The 23,598-nt window shown below is 36.8% G+C and carries 25 protein-coding genes and 3 pseudogenes; 4 read left to right on the top strand and 24 right to left on the bottom strand.

The features are described from left to right. Positions 1-66 precede the first annotated feature (66 nt). Positions 67-1,899, top strand: coding sequence for a DNA ligase D (locus tag MHB67_RS08575; protein WP_234107847.1), 1,833 nt, complete (start codon positions 67-69; stop codon positions 1,897-1,899). Positions 1,900-1,966: 67 nt separating this feature from the next. Then, on the top strand, positions 1,967-2,662 hold the full coding sequence (locus tag MHB67_RS08570) for a YoaK family protein (protein WP_087978168.1): 696 nt from the start codon (positions 1,967-1,969) through the stop codon (positions 2,660-2,662). A 40-nt stretch (positions 2,663-2,702) separates the two neighbouring features. On the opposite strand, the gene MHB67_RS08565 is transcribed toward MHB67_RS08570, so the two are convergent. Continuing rightward, positions 2,703-2,936 carry a hypothetical protein gene (locus MHB67_RS08565; RefSeq protein ID WP_024425111.1) on the bottom strand — a complete coding sequence of 78 codons (234 nt, stop codon included), beginning with the start codon at positions 2,934-2,936 and terminating at the stop codon, positions 2,703-2,705. Positions 2,937-3,391: 455 nt separating this feature from the next. Then, positions 3,392-4,504: a tetratricopeptide repeat protein gene (locus tag MHB67_RS08560; RefSeq protein WP_024425110.1), complete on the bottom strand. Its 1,113-nt coding sequence runs from the start codon at positions 4,502-4,504 to the stop codon at positions 3,392-3,394. Between the two features lie 541 nt (positions 4,505-5,045). On the opposite strand from MHB67_RS08560, the gene MHB67_RS08555 reads away from it, so the two are divergent. Continuing rightward, entirely contained in the window at positions 5,046-5,417 is a 372-nt protein-coding gene (locus MHB67_RS08555; RefSeq protein WP_024425109.1) for an iron chaperone, read from the top strand. A 50-nt stretch (positions 5,418-5,467) separates the two neighbouring features. On the opposite strand, the gene MHB67_RS08550 is transcribed toward MHB67_RS08555, so the two are convergent. Then, positions 5,468-6,049: an undecaprenyl-diphosphatase gene (locus tag MHB67_RS08550; RefSeq protein WP_234107845.1), complete on the bottom strand. Its 582-nt coding sequence runs from the start codon at positions 6,047-6,049 to the stop codon at positions 5,468-5,470. A 228-nt stretch (positions 6,050-6,277) separates the two neighbouring features. On the opposite strand from MHB67_RS08550, the gene MHB67_RS08545 reads away from it, so the two are divergent. Then, positions 6,278-6,739, top strand: a complete 462-nt coding sequence (locus MHB67_RS08545; RefSeq protein ID WP_234107843.1) for a macro domain-containing protein — start codon at positions 6,278-6,280, stop codon at positions 6,737-6,739. 64 nt (positions 6,740-6,803) lie between these two features. Here MHB67_RS08545 and MHB67_RS08540 read toward each other — a convergent pair whose 3' ends face one another. From MHB67_RS08540 to glnA, 21 genes and pseudogenes are all read right to left on the bottom strand, one after another. Then, positions 6,804-7,280: an immunity protein YezG family protein gene (locus MHB67_RS08540; protein ID WP_234107841.1), complete on the bottom strand. Its 477-nt coding sequence runs from the start codon at positions 7,278-7,280 to the stop codon at positions 6,804-6,806. Positions 7,281-7,286: 6 nt separating this feature from the next. Beyond that, positions 7,287-8,015 (bottom strand): annotated as a pseudogene (locus MHB67_RS08535) (DNA/RNA non-specific endonuclease); the annotation flags it as partial. Positions 8,016-8,185: 170 nt separating this feature from the next. Beyond that, positions 8,186-8,671, bottom strand: coding sequence for an immunity protein YezG family protein (locus MHB67_RS08530; protein WP_103132382.1), 486 nt, complete (start codon positions 8,669-8,671; stop codon positions 8,186-8,188). A gap of 3 nt (positions 8,672-8,674) precedes the next feature. Continuing rightward, positions 8,675-10,603, bottom strand: a complete 1,929-nt coding sequence (locus MHB67_RS08525; RefSeq protein ID WP_234107839.1) for a T7SS effector LXG polymorphic toxin — start codon at positions 10,601-10,603, stop codon at positions 8,675-8,677. A gap of 89 nt (positions 10,604-10,692) precedes the next feature. Then, a complete protein-coding gene (locus MHB67_RS08520) occupies positions 10,693-10,827 on the bottom strand; it encodes a hypothetical protein (RefSeq protein WP_254966822.1) in 135 nt (44 codons plus the stop codon). Further along, entirely contained in the window at positions 10,828-11,937 is a 1,110-nt protein-coding gene (locus MHB67_RS08515; RefSeq protein ID WP_103132384.1) for a RapH N-terminal domain-containing protein, read from the bottom strand. It lies immediately after the preceding gene. Between the two features lie 305 nt (positions 11,938-12,242). Continuing rightward, positions 12,243-12,824, bottom strand: coding sequence for a YiiX/YebB-like N1pC/P60 family cysteine hydrolase (locus MHB67_RS08510; RefSeq protein ID WP_103132385.1), 582 nt, complete (start codon positions 12,822-12,824; stop codon positions 12,243-12,245). A 371-nt stretch (positions 12,825-13,195) separates the two neighbouring features. Then, positions 13,196-13,813 (bottom strand): hypothetical protein, encoded by a 618-nt coding sequence (locus MHB67_RS08505; protein ID WP_133743789.1) that lies wholly within the window; start codon positions 13,811-13,813, stop codon positions 13,196-13,198. Positions 13,814-14,179: 366 nt separating this feature from the next. Further along, positions 14,180-14,899: pseudogene (locus MHB67_RS08500) on the bottom strand (XkdF-like putative serine protease domain-containing protein); the annotation flags it as partial. A 36-nt stretch (positions 14,900-14,935) separates the two neighbouring features. Continuing rightward, positions 14,936-15,541 carry a hypothetical protein gene (locus MHB67_RS08495; protein ID WP_103132388.1) on the bottom strand — a complete coding sequence of 202 codons (606 nt, stop codon included), beginning with the start codon at positions 15,539-15,541 and terminating at the stop codon, positions 14,936-14,938. Between the two features lie 42 nt (positions 15,542-15,583). Continuing rightward, a complete protein-coding gene (locus MHB67_RS08490; RefSeq protein WP_258011174.1) occupies positions 15,584-16,093 on the bottom strand; it encodes a phage minor head protein in 510 nt (169 codons plus the stop codon). Between the two features lie 15 nt (positions 16,094-16,108). Beyond that, positions 16,109-16,285, bottom strand: a complete 177-nt coding sequence (locus tag MHB67_RS08485) for a ParB N-terminal domain-containing protein (RefSeq protein ID WP_258011175.1) — start codon at positions 16,283-16,285, stop codon at positions 16,109-16,111. A 640-nt stretch (positions 16,286-16,925) separates the two neighbouring features. Then, positions 16,926-17,294 (bottom strand): nuclear transport factor 2 family protein, encoded by a 369-nt coding sequence (locus tag MHB67_RS08480; RefSeq protein ID WP_103132390.1) that lies wholly within the window; start codon positions 17,292-17,294, stop codon positions 16,926-16,928. A 392-nt stretch (positions 17,295-17,686) separates the two neighbouring features. Continuing rightward, entirely contained in the window at positions 17,687-17,956 is a 270-nt protein-coding gene (locus MHB67_RS08475) for a structural protein (protein WP_234107837.1), read from the bottom strand. A 91-nt stretch (positions 17,957-18,047) separates the two neighbouring features. Continuing rightward, on the bottom strand, positions 18,048-18,230 hold the full coding sequence (locus tag MHB67_RS08470) for a hypothetical protein (RefSeq protein ID WP_073980085.1): 183 nt from the start codon (positions 18,228-18,230) through the stop codon (positions 18,048-18,050). A gap of 592 nt (positions 18,231-18,822) precedes the next feature. Further along, the gene (locus tag MHB67_RS08465) at positions 18,823-19,098 is read right to left on the bottom strand and encodes a DUF3986 family protein (protein ID WP_103132392.1); all 276 of its coding nucleotides are present in this window, start codon (positions 19,096-19,098) and stop codon (positions 18,823-18,825) included. Positions 19,099-19,112: 14 nt separating this feature from the next. Next, positions 19,113-19,694, bottom strand: a complete 582-nt coding sequence (locus MHB67_RS08460; RefSeq protein ID WP_039166537.1) for a hypothetical protein — start codon at positions 19,692-19,694, stop codon at positions 19,113-19,115. A gap of 15 nt (positions 19,695-19,709) precedes the next feature. After that, positions 19,710-20,594: a S8 family serine peptidase gene (locus MHB67_RS08455; RefSeq protein ID WP_166644673.1), complete on the bottom strand. Its 885-nt coding sequence runs from the start codon at positions 20,592-20,594 to the stop codon at positions 19,710-19,712. Between the two features lie 79 nt (positions 20,595-20,673). Further along, positions 20,674-21,057: pseudogene (locus tag MHB67_RS08450) on the bottom strand (ArpU family phage packaging/lysis transcriptional regulator). 44 nt (positions 21,058-21,101) lie between these two features. Then, a complete protein-coding gene (locus tag MHB67_RS08445) occupies positions 21,102-21,941 on the bottom strand; it encodes a hypothetical protein (protein WP_103132394.1) in 840 nt (279 codons plus the stop codon). Positions 21,942-22,257: 316 nt separating this feature from the next. Next, positions 22,258-23,592, bottom strand: a complete 1,335-nt coding sequence (gene glnA / locus MHB67_RS08440; protein ID WP_024427046.1) for a type I glutamate--ammonia ligase — start codon at positions 23,590-23,592, stop codon at positions 22,258-22,260. Positions 23,593-23,598: the final 6 nt, after the last annotated feature.

Genomic DNA, 23,598 nt, shown 5'->3' with positions numbered 1-23,598 from the left:
TTATGTATGTGAATGAAAATTTCATCCCACTCTAAGAACACATGATATAAGGAAGTGACATGCACAATGAAACCTATGCGATTAACACCTGCACATGATATACCTGCCGGTGCAGACTGGGTGTATGAATTAAAATATGATGGCTTTCGGGCTATTCTTGTATGGGAAGAAGACGGGATTCGTTTAGAAAGCAGGACCGGAAAACGGCTAAATAAGCAATTTCCTGAAGTGATGGATCAATGCGAACAATTAAGAGAACAATTTGCTCCCTTTTTACCGCTGACACTTGACGGAGAATTGGTCTTTTTACTGAGTGAACAACAAAGCGAGTTTGCGAAGGTTCAGCAAAGAGGCAGGCTGAAAAACAAAGAAGCCATACAACGACAGGCTGAACGATTTCCATGCCATTTCATTACGTTTGATCTATTAAGCTGCAAAGGGAAACCTCTCGTTGATTCACCGTTGATGGAAAGAAAAAATCAGCTGCAGCAATTATTCCAAGAAGCAAAGCTCCCCTCCTCAGTTCAGCTAGAGCACCCTTCCCTTTTGCAGGTCATTCATACAGACCCAGACTCTGAATACATGAAAAACGTGATGACGACGTATTTAGCAGAAGGACTAGTAGCGAAAAAAAAGTCGAGTAAATGGCATGACAATACTCGTTCAAAAGAATGGCTGAAAATGAAAAACTGGCGGTATGTCTCTGTCATTGTCACCCGTTTTGACAAAGAAAATGGCTATTTTCAAGGTTCCATTTATCAAGATTCGGCTCTCATCGAGGTTGTCCAATTCAAGCATGGTTTTTCTAAAGAAGAAGAACAAACGCTGCGTACACTATTTCAGACAAAAGGCCAGTTAACAGGAGGATCTTTATACGAAATCCCTCCTTCTATCGTTGCCAGCATTGCTTGTATATCCTTTGATGGATCGGCGTTAAGAGAGCCGCGTTTTTCTTCCTTTTTACTAGATGCTGATCCAGCAGCATGTACATTTCAGCAAATGCTCAAACAGCTGTATCCACTCCCTGCTGCTATAGACGTCACCCACCCAGAAAAACCGATTGTCCCGGCTCTTCAACTAAACAAGGCAGATTACTTACTTTATTTAAGACAAGCGGCTCCCTACCTTTTGCCCTTTTTACGTGAAAGGCGTCTTACTTTAATTCGGTATCCGCATGGCACTGGAGACGAATTCTTTTATCAAAAGTCGACACCTGATTATGCGCCGGATTTTGTTTTAACAGATGAAGTTGATGATATTTCTTATACGGTCTGTAATGATCCTCGTACACTTCTTTGGCTTGGCAACCAGCTGGCGATGGAATTTCATATCCCTTTTGAAACAAGAGATACGGATCGGCCGACAGAAATCGTCTTTGATCTAGACCCGCCATCTGTAAATGAGTTTCATCTAGCCATAGAAGCGGCTAAACGAATCAAAGCGCTTTTAGACGGGCTTTTTCTCACAGCCTTTATTAAAACAAGCGGAGGTAAAGGGCTTCAAGTCTATATTCCTTTAAAGAAAAACGCCTTCACATACGAAGAAACAAGACAATTCACCGCATTTATATGCCAATTTTTATGTGAGCAAGCACCGGATCTTTTTACTCTGGAACGCCTTAAGAAAAAACGCGGCAATCGCTTGTATTTAGACTACATTCAGCACGATGCTGGGAAAACAATCATCGCTCCATATTCTCCAAGAGGAAATGAGCTTGGACTTGTTGCGACACCGCTTGAATGGGACGAACTCTATCATGATGAGCTTCATCCTTCTCTTTTTACGATGCCGGCTGTTATAGAGCGTTTAAAGGAAAAGGGCGATCCGTTCCGCCGCATGAGGCACCTTGTGAATGATGATGCTTTTAGACAAGTCTTACATCAGCTTGCACACATGTGACCATCTCATCAGATGGACATTTGCGGTCATGAAGCGTTACACTTATTCATTAGAGAGAAAGAAAGGGATGACTATTTTGACCGCACATTCATTTCGAAATACAGCTTTGATTTTCTTATGTCTTTCCGCAGGAATTGTGGATGTGATTGGCTATTTAAGCCTAGGGCATGTGTTTACAGCCAATATGACAGGTAATATTGTGCTGCTTGGCATTGCAGCAGGAAGCTCCTTGCAGCTAACAGCCCTTCATTCCATCATTGCTCTAAGTGGATTCGTTTTAGGGGTTTTACTTGCAGTGGTGATAGGCGGAAATCACGAGAAAACGTTTTGGCCAAAAGCCGTAACCCGCATTTTTATCATCGAATTGATGATTTTGCTTCTATTTGCTCTCATGACCATTTTCCCTTATACACAAGGTGCTTACTTTATGCTGATCATTCTTTTAAGTATGGCTATGGGCATGCAAACGGCGGCCGCACGCAAATTGAATGTTGCTGGCATTTCCACAACCGTTCTCACAAGTACACTTGCTAACCTATTTGAAGATGCAGCCAAGCGCATATCATACCGGGAAAAAAGAAAGGCCCCTATCCAGATTGTAAGCTTGATGCGAATAGGCTCTATTGTCTTCTACTGCCTAGGTGCAGCTATTGCTGCATACACAGATCGTTACGATCCGTTTATCATCATATGGCTGCCTATCATCATTCTAGGCATCATTGTGATAACTGCTGGATTGAAGCACTTTCACCAATTGAAATAGCCTCTCTTTAGATGGCTATTTCAATTATTGTGATCTTACACTAATAACTCCTGACATAAAAACCAGGAGGGCGTCCCATGATGAACGTTGAACCATATGGATATCCAGAAAATGTCCCGAATCCTCCGTACCCGGGAAAACCGCCTAAGCCAGAGAATACACCAGGACTCAAATAATACCCGCCAAAGCCGATATGGGACCCAACCGGCCCAATATGTGCCCCGCCTCCGCTAAAACCGCCTCCATGAAAACCACCATAAACCCGTGGATACATACAATCACCTGCCTTCGAATCAGACCTTATCTCATCATATGCATGACAAATGGGGCGGTGCTCCTGCTTTTTCTTTCCTTCTATGTACATTAGACCAATTTGATAAAATTTGAATGAAAAGTCCTGCAAAAAATTAAATTAAGCAAAGAAAAGTGACCTTTTTAACTTGTTGCTCTGCCCTATGTTTATTTAGAATAATGGAGCAGGTAATAAATTTGCACACCCCCTTTGTTGCGAATTCTTCTTATTAAACGTTCTTGGAGCGTTTAATAAGAAGAGCCTATTAAAACACAAAAAACCCTTGCTGACGATCATCAACAAGGGCGAGAGATAAATGGTATTAACCACCAATGATTTTTTCTGCAACTTCGAATGAACCCGCAACGTTTTGCGATAGAACAGTCGCAGCGACCGCTAAACCGACAACGAATAATACTTTTAATCCTGTTTTCATCTTAAATCAACCCCATTCTTTTCATATGTAAATCCGCTTCTAAACTTTTGTTCAAGTAAAAAACAGACTGCTCATAAAGTGATTGCTTTTCACAATATTTTGCTGCAAATTGTGATAGCTCTTTTACTTCATGATATTCATTCTTCTCTTCTAACTTTCTTAATTTCTCATCAATTTGCTGAAATCTTTGTGGCGCATGCGTTAAGTAAAGATCATGTACGATGCCTATTTTTAGCTGAAACACTTCATGAGAAGCATCTTTTATTCTGGCATATGCAGCCTCTATATATTGGCTTGCACGCTGCTTTTCACCAATCACACAGAGTTCCCGGCTGATCAGATACGTAGAATGGAAAAAGAAATCTGAATCATAATACTCTTGATGGGACAGTGCTTTTTCAAGATGACGTATCGATTCCTTCGGTTTATTCCAAAATGAATATAAAATGGCCACATTGTGATGAAGCTGAGCCAGCATAAAATCATCCTGCTCATTTGTCAAAACTTCTTCCGCCAGACGATAATTCTCAAGCGCCTCTTCATACCGGCCGATCTCCGTTAGATTCGCTGCTATAAGAGAGTATGAAAGGGCCGTTCTTCTTTCATACTGCTTGTGCCGCTTATAGACGTGCAGCGCTCTGCGGATATAGCTTAATGAGAGCATGATATGACTGAGCCGGTAATAAAGCCATGCCACTTTAAAATCGAAATCAGCACGTTCTATCTCACTTGGAATTTTATCTAAGAGCTTTTCAGCACTTTGATACATTTGCAATGCAACCTCATAATTACCTTGATGCTGCTCATACACACCCTCATAAAAATCAAAATAATAGGCAAGACGATTAGACAGGTCATCTTCTTTTTTTCCATAATGACCCTCTATGCTTTTCGTTGAAACATTGCCCTTTTGCCCTCTTAAATTGTACATAAGAATGTGATGTCTCTTCTCAAGAAGAGAATAGTATATGAGGATATCCGCATCGTCAATTTCCTCTACCGCTTTTTTCGCTTTGGCAAATAACCGTTCTGCCTCATCTGCATGATCTTTTTTGATTTCCATGTTCCAGTCATTTAATAGTGATGCCAATTCCGCAACAGGAACTTTGCTCATTCTACACCCCCAATCACCTTCAGCTGCAACACATATTTCACTAAATATGGAACTTCTATTAGCAATTGCTAATTAGTCCATTTGACATCATTTTAATATGAATCACTTGAATCTTCAATAACCGTTTCCATTGAAAGTGTGTTTCTTTCTCCTAGTCAATGATATTTGCGAAAAAATTCCGCCTTTTTTTAAATAAACATCTTGAGATGAAATGAAAAAAGCCCAATGTCAAGGCTTTCTAATCTGATGATGGTTCATAGCAGCTTTTCATTTATCCAGTTTCTTTATATAATATGATCAATCACTTACACGCCTCAGTAGCTCTAGAAGGGAAGAGCGCCGTAAAACAAATTGTAGCTGGCGGGTCGCAAGGCAAGGGTTTCAGAAGCACCGAAAAGCACATGAGCTGAGACAGGTGAAATTCCTGTCGGTGAAATTCCGTAGGGAAGCGTGTTGCCCCTAGCCTATGCTTACGAAAGGAGTGCGGGTTCGAATCCCGTCTGAGGCTTATGAGGTAGATGGATTGGGAGGATAAAATATCATGCATGTGTTTGAAGAATATATCAGCAAAATCGGTAACCCCGAGCTGAAGCAGCGCACTCAAGACATCTTAAAATGGATAGAAGACACATTCCCTCAATTAGAGGCAAGAATTGCTTGGAATCAGCCTATGTTCACTGATCACGGCACATTTATTATTGGGTTTAGCGTGGCAAAACATCACATTTCTGTCGCACCAGAAGCAAAAGGAATTGATCAATTTTCAGCTGACATTGTACAAGCTGGGTACGATCATGGGAAAAATCTGTTTCGCATGAAAGAAAGCTTGCCAGTTGATTATCCTCTCCTAAAGAAAATCATCGAATTTAATATCGAAGACAAAGCGGATTATTCAACGTTTTGGCGAATATAAACAGTACCCCGATCTCAGCTTTACAGATCGGGGAATTTTACTGCTGCATGTTATTTTATTCTCTTCCCTACCAATTTTTGTTCAAGCCATTCATAACATGACAAAAGGGCATCAACGCTCTTTTGGCATATCGGCAAATATACAACGGCGACAGCTGTTAAACACGCTATAGCAGCTCCTGCTAAGACATCAAATGGATAATGAACACCTACCCAAACCCTTGAAAAACCAACAGCACACGCAATGATCAGCCAATACATATGGCGTTTGTGAAACAGCCAAAAGATCACGCAAATCGAAAAAATAAAGATGGTATGATCACTCGGAAACGAGTTATTCACTTCCTTTTGAATCAAAAGATTGACGTGGCTCATTTCTGCAAAGGGCTGCTGATTAAAATAAAACACCCCAGCGATTTTCCCAAGTAACTCGGCGAGTACGAAGGTCAGTCCGGCAGAAACGACCATCGCCCTATTGTACCTGCTGCGATTTTGAAACCATACGAACAGACACACGAGCGCTGCCAGCAGCACTGTATATTCAGCTAGTCCAATAAATATTGGATTCAAGTAACCATAATCGATACTGAGCTCATTCACCCGCCTAAATAAATCTTCATTAAATCCCCGCATCTCATTTCATCCCTTTTTACTTGATTTACGATAAGGATAATTGAAATGAGATGTCTGCCTCCATCGATCGAACGAACAAACCATGGAATCATATGACATGTTTGTCACTTTGCTGTCACCTGAACATCGTGTACTAACTAAAAACTCATCAAAGGCTATTAAATCACAGGAACAAAACTGTTATAATAGAACATAAGTTTGCATTTTATCAAAAAGGGGTTACTGCATATGATCAAAACGGTAGACGGCAATATATTAGAGGCAAGCGAAGACATCATTTGTCACCAAGTGAACTGTAAAGGAGTCATGGGAGCTGGATTAGCAAAACAGATCAAAAGCAAATATCCGAATGTGTTCAAAGATTATAAACAGTTATGTACAGAACAAGGAGATGACTTGTTAAGCTCCGTTCAACTCATCACAACAAAAGACGGAAAAACAATTGCCAACTTATTTGCCCAAGCTGGATACGGAAGAACAAGAAAGCAAACAGACTACGATGCCTTACGCAGCTGCTTTCAACATCTAAAGGATACAGTGACACAATCACCTGAAGAGAAAAAACAAACGTCCATCGCCATTCCATACGGGATCGGCTGCGGATTGGCTGGCGGCGATTGGATGATTGTGGAAGAGATGATTGAAGAGGTGCTGGGTGATTGTGAGGTGACGGTTTATCGGTTTAGATAATGGAAATGAGGTTTTATGAAACATATATGAGAAATACCCTCCTTAAATTGGAGGGTATTGTGCGTTAGTTATCTTCTTTATTTTTTAAATAATTTAATACGGCTTCTTTATCTTCTTCATCGTCGGGTAAAAATCCGAACGTTTCATATTCCCAAACTGCGATTCTTTGCACATTGTCTATGCCTAATGAATAAACATCATCATATCCATACTCAATAGAGAATTTCTCTTTATAATCTAATTGTAGGGTAGCTGTTGTCCAAGCACCTAAATCATTTTGTATATATGTCTTTTTCAATGCTTCAAAAATTTCACTAAGTTCGTATAATAAGTGGATGTATGTTGACTTACTTACACTATATTTATGAGGAATTTGATGTCCATTAACATATTCATTTCCATTTTGTTCTTTAAAATAAAACACTATCTCAGCCGAATCATCAAGTATTTCTGCATACATCCAAACTTTATCCCAATCACATGGTATTAATTCATTAATTGATTCTGCTATTTTTTTATAATTTATTTCTAATTCTTCCATTGGGTTTTAACCTCCAGGTTGATTCTTAATAAATACTTGAGAATAACGTTCTCCAATTTTATACTCCACAGAGAAACTAACAGGTCGTAATGAATCTCCCTTATAGATAGGTTCAATGCTCACTGCTACTTGTTTAGGTGGATTTGAATTCAAGGCTTTCAACCACCGTTGCTCCATGGTGTACCATTTCCCGCCGCTTCGATTAATCTGTGAATTCATTGGAAGTAGGTTATCAATATCGCCTGATCCTTTAAAAATAGACGCAATTAAATGACCTCCGTCATCATCCAGTAATCGATCTGGCTTACCTGAATTGGATTGGGCATATTGGTTTCTTTTGACCTCTCCGTATTTTAAATCACTTGCTTCGACTTTGACAATACGTCCGTAGTGATCCGTTGTGTAGGTGTAGCCTTGCTTTGTTGAATAAACAACATTTGGTTTTAATACTTTTTTACGTTTCCATCCCACATAATGATCTCCGTAACTGACAACAGTCGGTGGTGATTTTGGTGCCGGTAATCGTCTGCCTGTTTTAGAGATACCGTATCCTGAATTGTTATCTAGGCGTTTTGCCATAGAGAGGAGTTTATTTTTGAGATTTTCTCCGTCAAACACGTTATACGGCAGCTTCGGGCCGCCAGCCATTTGAAACTTTGGTGAGTATGGCAATAGATTCGGAATAGAAACTCTGTCTAATGATTTTGCTCCTTGCTCAAGGCCTTTCTTCATCGTACAGAAAATAGCCAATAAAAATAAGACACCCCAATAGAGGGTGTTTTTTAACCTCTCTCCTTTAACACTTTCAAGAAAACGTCACTAAGTAAGATTCCAAAAGCTCCTGTATCACTTTCATCATCTTCTTCAAAAATAAATAACCCTCCTTAAATTTGGAGGGCAATGTGTTAGTTGTTTTCTTCTTTATTTTTTATATATTCTTCGAGAAATTCTCTAAGTGATTTTCTTTTTGGGTATATCCCTAGATGCTCGTATGCCCAAATTGCTTCCCTTTCTGATGAATACATTCCTTGGTTCAATACATCTTCGTAGTCTAAGTCTAAAGAAAATTTTCCATTTGCATCTAATTTTAGAGTTAGATTTGTCCATTTTTCTGGATTAATTAATTCATACGCTTGTTGTAGCTCTTCAAATAAATCATGTAATTTTATTAAATACTCGTTATAGATTGATTCACTTACATTATGATCTTCAGGTATATTATGTGAGTAACGATATTCATTTTCACCTACTAATCTATAATAAAAATTAATCTCTGCAGAATCGTCGAGTATCTCCGCATATAAACAAACTTCTTTCCATTCTTTTGGTATCATTTCATTAATAGTTCGTGCAATTTCACCATATAGCGTATCTAGTTTCTCTAGTTCCATTTTTTATCCACCTTTTTGATTTTTAATAATTGATTTTTTAAAATCACCGTCTGCTATTGAATATTTAACAATGAAACGATCAGGTCTTAATGAATCATTCATATAGACAGGTTCAATATTAACTGAAACAGTCTCAGGCGGATTTTTCCTCAAAGCGGCCAACCATTCCTGTTCCATGTTGTACCATTTCCCGCCGCTTCGATTAATCTGTGAATTCATTGGAAGTAGGTTATCAATATCGCCTGATCCTTTAAAAATAGACGCAATTAAATGACCTCCATCATCATCTAATAATCGATCCGGCTTTCCTGAATTGGATTGGGCATATTGGTTTCTTTTAACCTCTCCGTATTTTAAATCACTTGCTTCGACTTTGACAATACGTCCGTAGTGGTCGGTTGTGTAGGTGTAGCCTTGCTTTGTTGAATAAACAACATTTGGTTTTAATACTTTTTTACGTTTCCATCTCACATAATGATCTCCGTAACTGACAACAGTCGGTGGTGATTTTGGTGCCGGTAATCGTCTGCCTGTTTTAGAGATACCGTATCCTGAATTGTTATCTAGGCGTTTTGCCATAGAGAGGAGTTTATTTTTGAGATTTTCTCCGTCAAACACGTTATACGGCAGCTTCGGGCCGCCAGCCATTTGAAACTTTGGTGAGTATGGCAATAGATTCGGAATAGAAACTCTGTCTAATGATTTTGCTCCTTGCTCAAGGCCTTTCTTCACCGTCGTTTTGGCTGCTGTTGTCCCCGTTTTTGTAATGGCACCTGCCCCTTTAGAACCAAAGACGATTTCTGCTAGAGAACCAGTTGCATAGGCGAACCAGTGAGATCGAGAATATGCATCACCATCGATGACTTCTTTTTGGAATGAGTCTGAAATTGACTTTCCAATCGCTTTCGATGTTTCAATTGGATGTGAAACTGCCGTTACGACCGATTCAACGGCACCTCCAGGATCTGTCACAAGATCATAGATGCCAACTACTGTATCTTTGGCCACATCATATAGACCAACTGCTGCTCCTTTTACAACATCAATAAACCCCTCTGATGCTTCTTCCTGCGCTTTGATCTGGAGAAGCTGGCTGTAATACATTTTTTGATCGTAAGAAAGATTATCATATCCAATTTCGTCTACAATCTCAAAGTATTTTTCCTCTGATATACACGAAGGATCGTTGAGCTTTTCCTTCAATTCTTTGATTCTTCGTTTCTCTTTTTCTTCTTTTTTCACCTTTAAATATGCTTTCACCTGTGCATCGATTTTATCATGATTCTTGTACACATCTGTCTCATGAAATGCTTTTGAATCGTAATACATGGGCTGCGCATTTTTCCCTTTTCCTGTAGCAGCCATCATTTTTGCATAAAAGGTTGCAAGATGTTTCTCAATCGCTTCTGATTTTGCGTATTCTGTTTTTAGGGCATGATCTAATTTATGTACAGCATCAATTGCCTCTTTCCTTTTTTTATTCGCATCGTCTAAATGTTCATTGACCTCTTTACTTGAAAATACATTCAGTTCTATGAGATCACTGATGTCATCAAAAATAGTGGATAGGGCTTCTTTTTGTTCCTTGACCATATCTTTATTATTCTGAATGCCTTGTTTCAGTTGAGCGTCTAAGAAATGCTCATCAATAAATGTACTCCCGCCTAACGATTCATCATCAAGCTTTCCTTTTACCCCATCTAAAAAAGCTTTTTGCATATCAATAAAATCAAGATAAGTGTCTGTGTAAAGCGCAAGATCCTCATAAAAGGCTTTGATATTGTCTGCACCTTTTCCAGTAAATTCATCACCTAATCCCGACACACTTTTTAATGCTATTTTCACATGCTGCATTTCGTCTCGAAGCTCCTGATAGACTTTTGATCTTTGTTCGACAGCTGATAGTAAAGATGGAGCATCTAATATTTTCATATAAAAAAGACTCCTTTTATGGCGTATTCTTTTACTAGAATACCATAAGGAGTCTGACACTTTAATCCACTTTATCGTTTTTTAACCAATTATCCTCCAGAACTCCCTCTTGATGCGACGGTTTGGACATCATCATGTTGAGGTTGAATGAAACCATTTGTAAAGAAAAGTGTACCTAATGCTACCACAGCTATTGATAATGGAATAAAAAAAGACTTTTTCATTTAATTCACTCCTTTTCCTACAAATTGACTTGCATGTAAGGCTCTTTTATAGTAATTCAATGATTGTTGCAGCAAACCTTTTTCCTCTAAATATTTCGCCACATCAACCAAGATTTCCTCTAAATCAACCCAAACTCTTCTTTCTTCAAGCTCTGCACACAAATTACTTATATTGGCTTGTTGAGTGTCATTTGTTTCATATAATAGTTCTTTTAACAATTTAAATTTAATTTGAAAAATGTGATGGTTCACTTGTTCCGACAAAGAAATGCCTAGATCAACCCACTCAATCACTTCATTGCTTTGATTTGATACTTCTATTCTGGCTAGTTCATATAAACATCTCATTTTTAATAACATTTGTTGCTCAATTTCTTCATAACTCAGTGTGCGTCTAAAAAATGCAGATGCTTTCTCAGCATTCTCTCTTTTGCTTTCCAAAAAACCCATGCTGTAATAGAGATGAATAATTAAATGATTGTCATTGATACTTCGGATCATGTTCTCTGCTTCGTTAAAAAGTTCACTTGCTTTCTCATATTCAAATTGATCGATTAAGTTCAGCGCATGCAGCATTCTACAGTTAATTTGTCTTTTGATATATGATTCATGTGCATTAAATGTGTCACAAGCAATTTGAGCATGATATTTAGATAAGAAAGTCATTTTCAAATCATAAAATAGAACAGCTAATTTATAATGAAATTCTGCTTTTTCTATTTCATCATCAACATAGGCCAACTTCTTTTCAGCTATTCTGAAATAACTTAGCGCCTTATCATAATCTTGTAAGTAGTCATGATAGATCCCATTATAGAAATAGAAGTAATAGGACATGAGTTTGTTTGTCTTCTCTTCTTTTTCGTCTGGTGCATTCCTCTCAAAGAATGGCTTATCTAGGTTTTTGCTAATATTCTGAAGTTTCAGCTTAAGTCTAAAGCTTAATAGTTGATAATACAAAAGAATATCTTGATTTTCTTCCATTTGTTCGATTGCCTTGTCTATGTCATCTTGCATTTCAATAGCTGCCGACAAATCCCCTTTTTGTATGGCAAGATTCCAGGTGTTTAACATGTTTCCTACCTCCTGAGAGGCAATTAATTCTGTCATCCCTTTACCCCCTTCTAAGCAAATCCCTTATAATATTTTAACACTAGATTTACAACATATGTAAAGACAAACTGTCCTTAATAGAAATTTTCGGTATCCCGCAAATACATTGAATGAGTGACTTTAGAAAAGTTGATTAGAAGTGACAAGCAACTGAACGAATTCTGAGTTCTTTTAGAAGGGCCACTCTAAAAGTGGAATTCACAAAATGTTGTTTTAATGCCCATCACAAAAAAATCAACAGGTAATTGCATAAACAAAAAAGCCTTTCGCATGTCGAAGGCCTGTTTGTTATGAATTAAATATCAACCTATTCGAGCGATAGGAATAACATTTTCATCAGCAGCAATGTGTTCAGGAAAGATAAAACCTTTTGTATCTGAGGTAAAACAAATATCTGCCTCTTTAAAACATACATCTACAAATTCAGAGCAGATAAACTCCTCATTATCTTTATGTTTACCTACTCCCAATCCTATTCGAGCAACTATCTGTGCTATTTCAGATTTATCATAATTCTTGTTTAATAAAGATAAACCTTTAACGATAATGGTATTCTGTTTTTCACCACCATCTTCATTTAACTGTTTGTGCCGTGCAATATATAACTTCCCATCATAACTTTTATTTGTATTCTCATAGTTAGTCAAATAATGTTCTAACGGAACTATTCTAACTCCATCGTCCTCGACACTTTCAATTATTAATAATAGCCCTTTCCACTTCACAATAATACCAACATGACTAAAGAGTGAATTGGAAACTTGTTTAATTAACTTACTTACCAAATATTCACCCGAACATAATAAAAGGTCACCAGTCCTCAGATCATTCTTTAATTCAGTATATTCTATAGTCTTTATACTTTTAAATTTATCCGAACTCATCTAAATTACAGCCTCCTTGCCTAATTTAAAAATAAAGCCCTCAATTTCTAAGGGCATTAAAAATTAATACTTTTCTGGATTACGTAAGTATCTTTTCACTAATTTTCATATTTAATACAATTCTAATATATTTACTGAAAAGGATCTTCAGCTCTTAAATTAACCAAAACGCATAAGGATTCAGTCATTTTGTAAATATCTCATCTTCTTTAACCTATCTCCATATTCTTTTGAAATCCAACTAGTATTATAATTATAGAGTATCAGCAAACAATCATTTTCGTTGAGTATTTATTTTAGACATACTTTCTTTATTCAAGTTTCTAAAAACAAAATGAAAAGAGCAACTTCCATGTCAGAAGTTACTCTTTTTAATCTTCATCTTCAGGATCTTCGTCTACACCCAATATCAAATTCTCATCTTTAAAATACATTTCATAAAGTGTACGCTCTGTTACTTCTCCTTTTTTAATTCGTTGGTTCAGAATAAACATTAAATCTATAGGTTCACGCTCATAATAAATGCTGTCGCCTTTTTCGAAATGTAGAATAGGCTTGTTTAAGTATGCATAAGATTTTGGCTTAGTAAAACATGTCCACTTCACTTGAGGATGGTTTCTTCTAATAACTTCTGCATAATAAATCCCTATATCCATTGCTATTGCATAGTCCACTTTTGCAATTTCAACTGGATTAGCCAATAAGCTCTTTTTTTCATCTTCATAAATAAAATCAGGATATTGCCTTAATTCTTCTAATTCTCTACCAATCTCTTCTTCTGATAATTCATAAATTTCAATCTGAGATAAAAACCAACTATAGATATCTATAAGTGATTCGGGAGTGAAATTAAAGTCCACCTCTTCATTAGTAACATTTTTCAAAACTTCAATCCGAAGTGGTATCTGATTAACAAACCAATCGAAGAGAATTTTAGCCTCTTTTTTTGATAAAGTTTCAAAGGATTCCATTATAATTGGTGGTTCCATTAATACATACTCCATTAAATTTCTCCCTCATATTTTAATTATTTTCGAATATTGGCTATACTGCTCTAACTCAGTTGTATTTTATGGTTTGCTTGCTCAATTCTACCAGTATTTGTACTTATAATGAAGTACTAATTTATCAATCATTCAATTTTTTAATCGGAAATCTTTAACCACTTGTTTCCTTAAAAGAATGAGAAGTTCGTATAGCCTATATTTGATACATCGATACAATTCTATTGCTCATTCAACCGCTGAATATCGATCCAAATTATTTGCAACTTGTGACCTAGACATCCCTACAGCTGCGGCCATTTCTTTTGCGACAGCTTCAGGTGGATCAGCTTGTATCCCAGCCAAGTCATCAGTAAGCAAAATCTCTTGTGTGATTTCCACAAAATCTTGCAGTGCTGACCTCACCTTGTCAGGATCAGTCTCCAAGTCTTCATCGTCGTAAGAATCCCATTTATACAAAACGGAATTCAGCGCCTCTTGTGCCGCCCAAAACTCACGACGCATGCGGCCTTTGTCATATCTGTTCTTTACTTCTCCTTTAAGAAAGAAGTTTTTGAGCAAAGAAAAAAGCCCCCTCTCATCAGAAGCTGGCTCACGCTCTTGTTTTCCTATGTCTGCTGTTCCGGCCATTGAATATCCGGTGATCTCGCCCTTTTGAATCTTTTCCCAGATTTCATCAGATGCTTTTGTCACAAGGACCCACGATCCTTTCTTGATAACTTCACCGCCCATTTCAAAGTCAGACGGAGCAATGTACAATTCAACGACTTCCCCGACACCGCCTTGGAAATCATGCTGCTTGTCGATCTCACGTGCATCCTTCAAGAATCCGTGAGCCGCTTTTTCGATCTCTTCTGGTGTCATGTAATCTCCATGCGCATCTGCTACGTTTGGTTCGTATACAATACCGTAAACAAGACGCTGTGCATCATCAGCTTTCGCAATGACCTTGATCTCTTTTTGAAAGTCATTTGCTTTTTCTGACTTAACGAAAAAAAACTGCTTTTGGTTAGCAGCCTTGTCCACGTATGAAACGTGTGTGATTTTTGCATTTATCAATTCGCGTGGCAATTCATTCACCTCCCTTCAAAAAGTCTAATTGTATCTTTAAGAAGCTTGATCATCAAGAGTAAGGCTTTGGATTTCTTTTATTAGGGCCTTAGTTAATTTTCTATATCTTTTAGCATCATCAGTTGTAATCGAAAAATGATTATCGAAAGGGTGAATTGCCGAATTTCTTAATTGTTGAAGCTCACTCACAGATTTGTAGAATTTTTCATCTAAATATCCATGTTTCACTAGTAATTTATTTACTTTAAAAGTCGTAAGGCTTCTTCCATAAAATCTATCCGATAATTCATCAATTAATCCCAATCTTTCTACTGCCTTCATTAATTCAGATTCTAGTTCTTGCCATGCTAAAACAACCCCCAAATGAGGTGCATCTCTAGCAACAGAATCAAATTGTCGATCTTCTTCTGTAATTATAGAAGAAGATTCCTCAGTTCTTGAATTGACATTTGACTCTACATCTTCCAATTTATCCTCAAATCCAATTTCCAAATCTCCATATTTAAAAGTTTTTAATCTTAATTGAGCCAATTGCAAAATTAATTGACTTACTGGTTTTCGCAAATTCAACACCGCTACTAAAACAACGATTGGCCAAATAATAGAATTGATAATAGAAGAGATAAACTCCATCCAATTCATAAATTCCCCTCATTCCCAAAGTAATGAGAATATTATACTATTTCATTCCATGTTTTGTAAGACTCTTCTTCTAATCTCTTCTTTTTCCTCAGCTGACAATCCTAGAATAACAGGATCAACCACAGGACCAACCGCACAATGACAATTTACTCGCTCTTTTGGTGTGAGCTGTGTATCTCTCGGAAACATGCACCGCTCTCCGCTTCCTGGTATCTCAAATTCTTCATCGAGTGGAATGATCGTGCCGTCCAGCTGCACATGACTATCCCTCGACTGATTCTTTTTCCCTCCACTGTGCTTCCACTTCTTCCCCGTTACAGCTGGATATTGTACATAAGATTCATGTTGAGCAACAGAAGAAGCCGTCAACACTTCTGTTACAGCTGTCACACGTGCGCGCTTCCGGCTGACCTCTAAATCCTTCAGCAGTTCAGTAAGTTTATACTCATCCCATTCACCGTCTATCTTATTCAATGCGATATTCAGTGCTTTTTCATCTTGTTCATTAAGCGATACAACTGATACAGGAATACCACTTGGATTGTCCTCCATCAATACTTTGAAACGTTAATGACCTCCAACGAGATGTCCAGTCCGTTCATTCCAGATAAGCGGATCAACGTATCCAAACTTTTCTATAGATTGTTTTAGTGAATCGTACTCGTGATCTCCTGGCTGCAGATCGATGCGGGGATTATATGGTGTAGGATTAATTTTATGTACGGGGATTGTTTTAATATTCATGATATATCGCCTCCAATAAAAAAACACCCTATCTTCTAAGGTGTCTGGTACTTATTTAAAACTTCTATTTGGAATTTCATCTAAACATTCTTGTAGTAATCGTTTATATCTAATCAAAACTTTGTTCTCTTTTCTATCAACAAAGTTTTGCATTTTCCAAATTCCCAAAGTTAAAAAAGAAACATACAAGATCATAAATGTAGGCGCATGTACATTAAATTTTTCAACTATAGTGATACCATGATTCATCATACTTCCAAATAAAAAAGACATGATTGAAAAAAATGCTGTTTCAAAATAATAGAATATGAAGCCTCCTGAATGTGAAGCTCATTGTACATTGACACAAAGTACCCAACTTTTAACGATTAGATTTATGACTAATTGGCAATAGTAACATGTTCTTTTCGCATTCCGGCAATCGGGACAAGAACTTGTACCGATAAAATAAAAAGCCGCTAAAATAGCGACTTCAATGGGGACCATGTTCTTATCCCTCGACAATCTTTAATAAACGGAGCAAATTTGTCCCTGGACAATTTTCTGTACCATTCATACGGAGTATCCCTCAACCGTGTTTAACCTCACATCGTATCAGTTTTAAGTGCATGTTTATTGATGTTCTTGTCCCTGGACATCTTTAATCAATCTTACATGGTCTAAAAGTTTCATGTTTAGCTTCATACTCTTCTATTAATCGGATTTTATTTCCATCAAATTCAATCTTTGATATACCATCAAATGAATAAAGTTGTTCTTCTTTTGCTTTAAAATACCATTCTACAAAAAATAAGGTATCATTTACTTGATGAATATTTTTTATCTTCCATTCTAAGACAACTTGCTTCAGTAACATTTTTTTGATCCACAAATGGACTTCCTCTATACCCACATACATTGCTCCATAACATTCGCGGTAGATAATATCATCAGAAAAATACGTATCTAAAAACGTAAAATCTCTAGTTACCCACATAAAGAAATATTCTTTTATAATTTCTTCTTTCATAAGTACTCCTCTATTTTTTAATTAAGCGCAGTTCTTAACTAGTGTTTTGAATCTATTATATCAAAATGAACAAAAAAAAAAGTTCTTGGTTGGAATTTATGTCATTCTACACTCATTCGCTTTATTGGTGCACTTTAAAGCCTTGTTATAGTTGCTTTATGCATCTTTTCCCCAAATTGTTTCAAATAAATCCCGATGTATTTACTCTGTTCAAATCATGTAAATACGTTGGTTTCGTTAATTTCATTCATAAGAAATCACCTCCTAAACATATATCGGAGGTGATTTGGAAATTTTCAGGTGTTCACTGAATTGGTTCTATTTAATGTAAAATTCGCTAGTGTAGAATGTTCCCAGAGTTGCAACATGATTGCCCTTTTTGTCGTAACGTTCTACATCCACTCTAAAGCGATAAGTACCTTTTTTGTTACCAATGACTCTTTGATGTCAAATTGATCATAAAGTTTTTCACCTGGGTTAAGGGGGTTCGGGGAATTTGTTTTAATTGTCTCCCACTTTCCATTCACCTTTCTTTGTGGAATAAGGTTGGGACCAGCACTAAAGTCATTGTGGTTTTGTACTGCAATTCGTACGACCTTATCCTCTCCAATTTTGTGATTAGCTTTTGTCGGGTTCGCCGACACTCCAAATCCTGATGCCATGCTCATCATGTCCCTTTTTATATTTTTGCGCTCCTATCCCTCACCCAAGCACGTGCAGCCATACACCCAAAAGACGACTGTTCCCATCAAATCATCGTTTCCTCCGGATACGGCCGCCTTGTCGTTGATACGTTTCGCGTCTCGTTCCCATGATTTCTTCCCAATCCCTATTGGTAATGGGATCAGCATCGTTCTCCTTCTTTCTATTAGAACCAGGAGCAATGCTTTTAAATTGCTTTAATGTCTCTTTAGAAACAGAATCCCTGATCTTCATGTTCATACTCTCCTTGCCGAATAAGCACCACCTTACGCTATTCGCTTAAATAGATTTTTGAATGATGACTACACTTCGAGAGGATGCCAAGTACAGTCAATCATCAAATAAAATGAAAAACTGTCCTCGATACGGCCGCCGTAGACCAGCTGCTATCCAGGCTCAGAATGTCCCTCTCGTATGGCCACATTCCTCAACACCTTTGTTCCGTATCCAGATACGCCATTGATAAGGGAAAGACGTGTCTCCCAATAAAAAAAGCGGACACCAATCATGGCACTTAGAGTGCTAAATGATTAGCGCCCGCAGGTTCTTCCTTCTGGACAAAAAATTCACGTTGGTTTTGCTGTCTCTATCATACGATGATCCACTTAGGAAAAAAGGTCCCCTTTTTGTCGGCTTTTTCTCGGCAATACAAATAAAAAAAGTGCCCATAAACATGGACACTTTGGTTCTATTATTTCCAAAACGCATCGCTTTCAGAATAAATATATTTCTAAGTAATTTTTAAAGTCTACATAACAGTCTTCAAACAGATAAAGATGCCTTCTTCTATATCCTGTTATTTATTGTAACGTATCATACAAAAACGCTATGCTTTAATTAAACCATTTTCTTTTAGAAATCGTTCGAATAATGCATCACCTTTATCCTCAATATCTTCATCATCAATATTATACTCTCCAACCAACAAACCAAAATCATCATATTTTTCATATTTTTGTTTAAGTTTTATACCATAGCTTTCTTGATCAAAAAACAATAACCATTTCCCTGAATCTAAACTTTTAAAAAACACACCTTCATAATCTAAATCATTTTCATAATAGCCTACATGCAAATGCATTGTATCGTCTAAGTTAAGCAACGTTGATCTCCCCTTTAGAAAATAACATGATGATCTTTTAGATTAGGTGGAACATGATAATGCAGAACAGCAGGTCTTCCATGCTTTATAGGTGCATAATCTAGTCTGAATAGTGGTTTTTTGGTTTTTTTGCTACGTACCTGTATAATGCGCCCTCCTGATCCGGGGCCATCAATAATATAATTTTGAGGCGCCTTTAATGCTTTCTGCACATATGGTCTAGCTACTTTCCATCCTTTTTGCATTCCCTTTTTTCCAACTTGAGAAATTAATAATCTTAAAGCAGCAGCCACCACCGGTATCCACTGACCAGTTACACTGTCTTCTTTCAATTCAGCATTCTGACTCTGTAACGCTAAAGTTTCTTCTAATTCAATAAATACTGGATCATTCAAAAGAAAGTCAAATTCTTTATTAAAGTTTGATACATCTACATTTGAAACATCTATACCGGTATCCTCATATACTTGTTCAATCAATTGATCACTAACCACAAGTTCACTATCCTGTGAAGTTACGCTCTCAGCATATACTGGAGTCACCGCCGAAAAACATAGAATAAAAGACAGTACTACTAAAATAAGCTTATTCTTCATATAAACCCTACTTTCTCAAAAAAATTTATCTGTATTCATAACTGAATACCCATTTATTTTATCTAAATTTTTGATTTTTTTCCATATTTTTTTAGAGATTGTGGATTTATTATAAGAAGAATATTCTTCAAAAAAGAGAGCAGCAAGACCTGCCATGTAGGCAGCCGCCATTGAAGTACCACTACTATATAAAAAAGAACCATCTTTTGAATAACTTTTTATATACTGCCCCGGAAGTAGCACATTTAATCCATTACCTACAGTTGTCCCTTTCCATATATCACCGTTCATATTTAAAGCTCCTACAGCAATAACACCTTCAAATTTAGCAGGGTAGAGTATATCGCTCTTTTCTTGTAACCCATAGTTCCCAACCGATGATATTACAACAATATTATTTCTTAAAGCTCTATTTATTACAGATTCCAGTTTTTTAGAATATTTTAAAGTGCCAAATGACATTAGAATAATGTCAACCTTTTCTTCAATACTATAATTCACTGCTTCTATTACATTATTAATATCACCGTTTAAATTGTTATCCAAGGCTTTAATTACATATAAATCGATGTTTGGCGCAACGCCAATGTCTTTATTAGTTAAAATTCCAGCTAAATGAGTTCCATGACCATGATTATCTTGATATGATCTTTTGGGATCTAAAACGTTTACCCCCTTCTTAACATTGATTTCCTGCTTAAATGAAACACCTGAATCAATTAATGCTAGTTTCACACCTTTTCCTGTTAGTTTTTTCTGGTTATGCAGTTTATTAATTTTTAAATATTCATAGGCCCAATTTTCATTCTTAAATTTCTCAGTTTTGTTTTTATTTATTATTAATGTAATAGATGTCACAGTTAGAATTAATACTACTAGAAGGAGTGTAAGTTTCTTCAAAATCATCGCACCTCTTTTAAACATATTATGAGAAACATGATGTATTTTACCATTATTTTTTTTCAAATACAAAACGCACTCAGATGATTCCGAGTGCTGTTGAAAGTTTAAACGTTGCTTGCTTTTTTAATTTGTAATATCGATCTTTCTTTAATCCAAGTTCTTCACATACCTCAAGGTCTTTAACCATTCGTGAAGTAAGGTACTTCATGCGAATAATATCTTGTTCAATTTCACCCAAGCTGTACTCTAGTGCTCTTTCTATTTGCCGCACCTTCAGCTCCGAACAAACATTTTAATCTCTTAGCTTTGGAAACAAAGTTAAGATGCCATTTGCTTTTTGCTCATCCAAGTTCTCTTGTTTAACTTTTAATGCTTTGTAAAGCTTCAATTCATCTATTAATGTCTTACGTACCTGCTTTTCATTGACCTCAGGAATAAGGCATAATTGGTTGGTTAACAAATTTATACCCTCCCTCTAAAAAATCTTATAAGCAGACTGTTTAATTATATAATTGAATTATTGTTTGTAGTACTATCGTTCGTAGATTCCTCGTTTGTAGAATCTTGATCGACCTCTTCAATCGACATTTTTATATTGCACAAGTCTTCTAACTTGATAATTTTTGTTTCTGTACATAACTTTGGCTTAGGATTATTTCCTAATAAAATTAATTCTTTGTTTATAGCGTGTAGTACATACCAAGATTTTTTATTCAAATCACTTTCAAGAATATTTTGTTCATTAGCTAAATCAATGTCAGAAACGAGTATATACTTTTCTTTTGTCCAATATAAAAACTTTGAAATTTGCTTCATTAATGCTGGTATAGGGAGACATAGAACGGTCATACATCCTATTATAATTGCTAATTTTCCAATTGGATTTTCTACGAATACATTTGTTACAACTGTTCCATTCAACGGAAAATAATAGCACAATAAGCAAACCATGAACAGTATTGCTAATAATACTCTTACCCCAAACCGATTAATTTTTGAAGAGAATTGACTGTTTATAACATAAATTATAGTGAAAATTGGAGCACCAATTGCGAAAAAAATTGATCCTATCATGGGAGATAAATTTGGATCCCCAGTCCAGGACGGTACACCAAAAGTATAAAGTATAGACAGATTAATCAATACCCACCATAAAGTCTGTCCAAGATATTTAATACTTAATAATAGTATAACCATATCTTTAGTTAACAACTTTTGTTCAAAGATACTTGATGATAATAAATTAATAGGTCTTATTAATTTGAAAATGATAATAAAAAGTATAGTTGCAGCAGCCAAATTACCTGGTATCCCCATCGTTTTAAGAAATCCAAAATAGTCCATAAATACACACCTTTTCAATATTCTTCTTTATTGAATCGGCATTTTTTAGATTTTTTCAAGTAATTAGGAAGCTCTATCTGCTAAATATCTATTCTGTGAAGAACTTGTATAATTTAAATTTGTGAACTGGCCGTCATGTGTAGTGATCTCGGTTTTACCGTACATTGGGGTTTCAGCCAACACCACATTGTTGAAATTTCAAAGACACTTTTTTTGTTGGTGAATTGTAGGTGGTGCCCGCTTCATTTTGAAATATTAAAAACATCCACAAAAACAAAAACCCCTTGAAACCATTGGTTCCAAGGGGTTTTCTTTATTAATACTGAGACATATACTGATCACGTTCCCATGGGTGTACTTGGGTGCGGAACATATCCCATTCAATTTCTTTTGATTCGATGAAGTGCTCGAATAGGTGATCGCCTAGTGCGTTGATCATGACTTCGTTTGATTTCAGCAACTCGAGTGCTTCTGCAAGTGTTGCAGGAAGGTCAGAGATGCCGTTTTCAAGGCGCTCTTCTTTGTCCATGACATAGATGTTTCTATCGATTGGTGCTGGTGCTTCTAGTTTGTTTTTGATTCCGTCAAGACCTGCTGCAAGTAATACGCTTAGTGCAAGGTATGGGTTTGCAGATGGGTCTACGCTGCGCACTTCTACACGTGTGCTGATGCCGCGTGATGCCGGGATACGGATCAACGGGCTGCGGTTTTGTGCACTCCATGCCACATAGCAAGGTGCTTCATAGCCAGGTACAAGACGTTTGTAAGAGTTTACAGTTGGGTTTGTGACCGCTGTAAAGCTTGTTGCGTGCTTGACGATACCTGCGATAAAGTGTCTAGCAGTCTCGCTTAATTGTAAATCTGCTTTTTCATCAAAGAATGCGTTTTTGCCATTTTTGAATAATGATAGGTTACAGTGCATACCAGATCCGTTTACACCGAACAATGGTTTTGGCATGAATGTCGCATGAAGACCATGCTTTCTCGCAATGGTTTTGACAACGAGTTTGAATGTTTGAATGTCATCGCAAGAACGGATCGCGCCTGCATATTTGAAATCAATTTCGTGCTGCCCTGGTGCTACTTCGTGGTGAGATGCTTCAATTTCAAAGCCCATTTCTTCAAGCTCTAGCACGATATCACGGCGGCAGTTTTCACCTAGATCTGTTGGCGCAAGGTCAAAGTATCCGCCTTTATCGTTTAGTTCAAGCGTTGGCTCGCCTTTTTCATCTAATTTAAATAAGAAGAATTCTGGCTCAGGTCCAAGGTTGAAATCACTAAATCCTAGTTCTTCCATTTCCTTTAAGATACGCTTTAAGTTGTTACGCGGGTCTCCATCAAATGGTGTCCCGTCTGGCTTATAAATGTCACAAATAAAGCGTGCAACTTTACCTTTTTCTGCTGTCCAAGGGAAAATAACAAATGTGTTTAGATCTGGGTATAGGTACATATCTGATTCTTCGATACGTACGAATCCTTCAATAGATGAACCGTCAAACATACATTTGTTATCGAGAGCTTTTTCTAACTGGCTCACAGGAATCTCAACATTTTTAATCGTTCCGAGAATGTCTGTAAATTGCAGACGGATGTACTTTACGTTTTCCTCATTTACTAATTTTACGATATCTTCTCTTGTGTACTTTGCCATTTCGTA

This window comes from Bacillus sp. FSL H8-0516 (assembly GCF_038635285.1).
GTDB lineage: Bacteria > Bacillota > Bacilli > Bacillales > Bacillaceae > Bacillus > Bacillus safensis.
The sequence above is the reverse complement of the archived record's forward strand: the minus strand, read 5'-3'. Positions and strand labels throughout refer to the sequence as shown.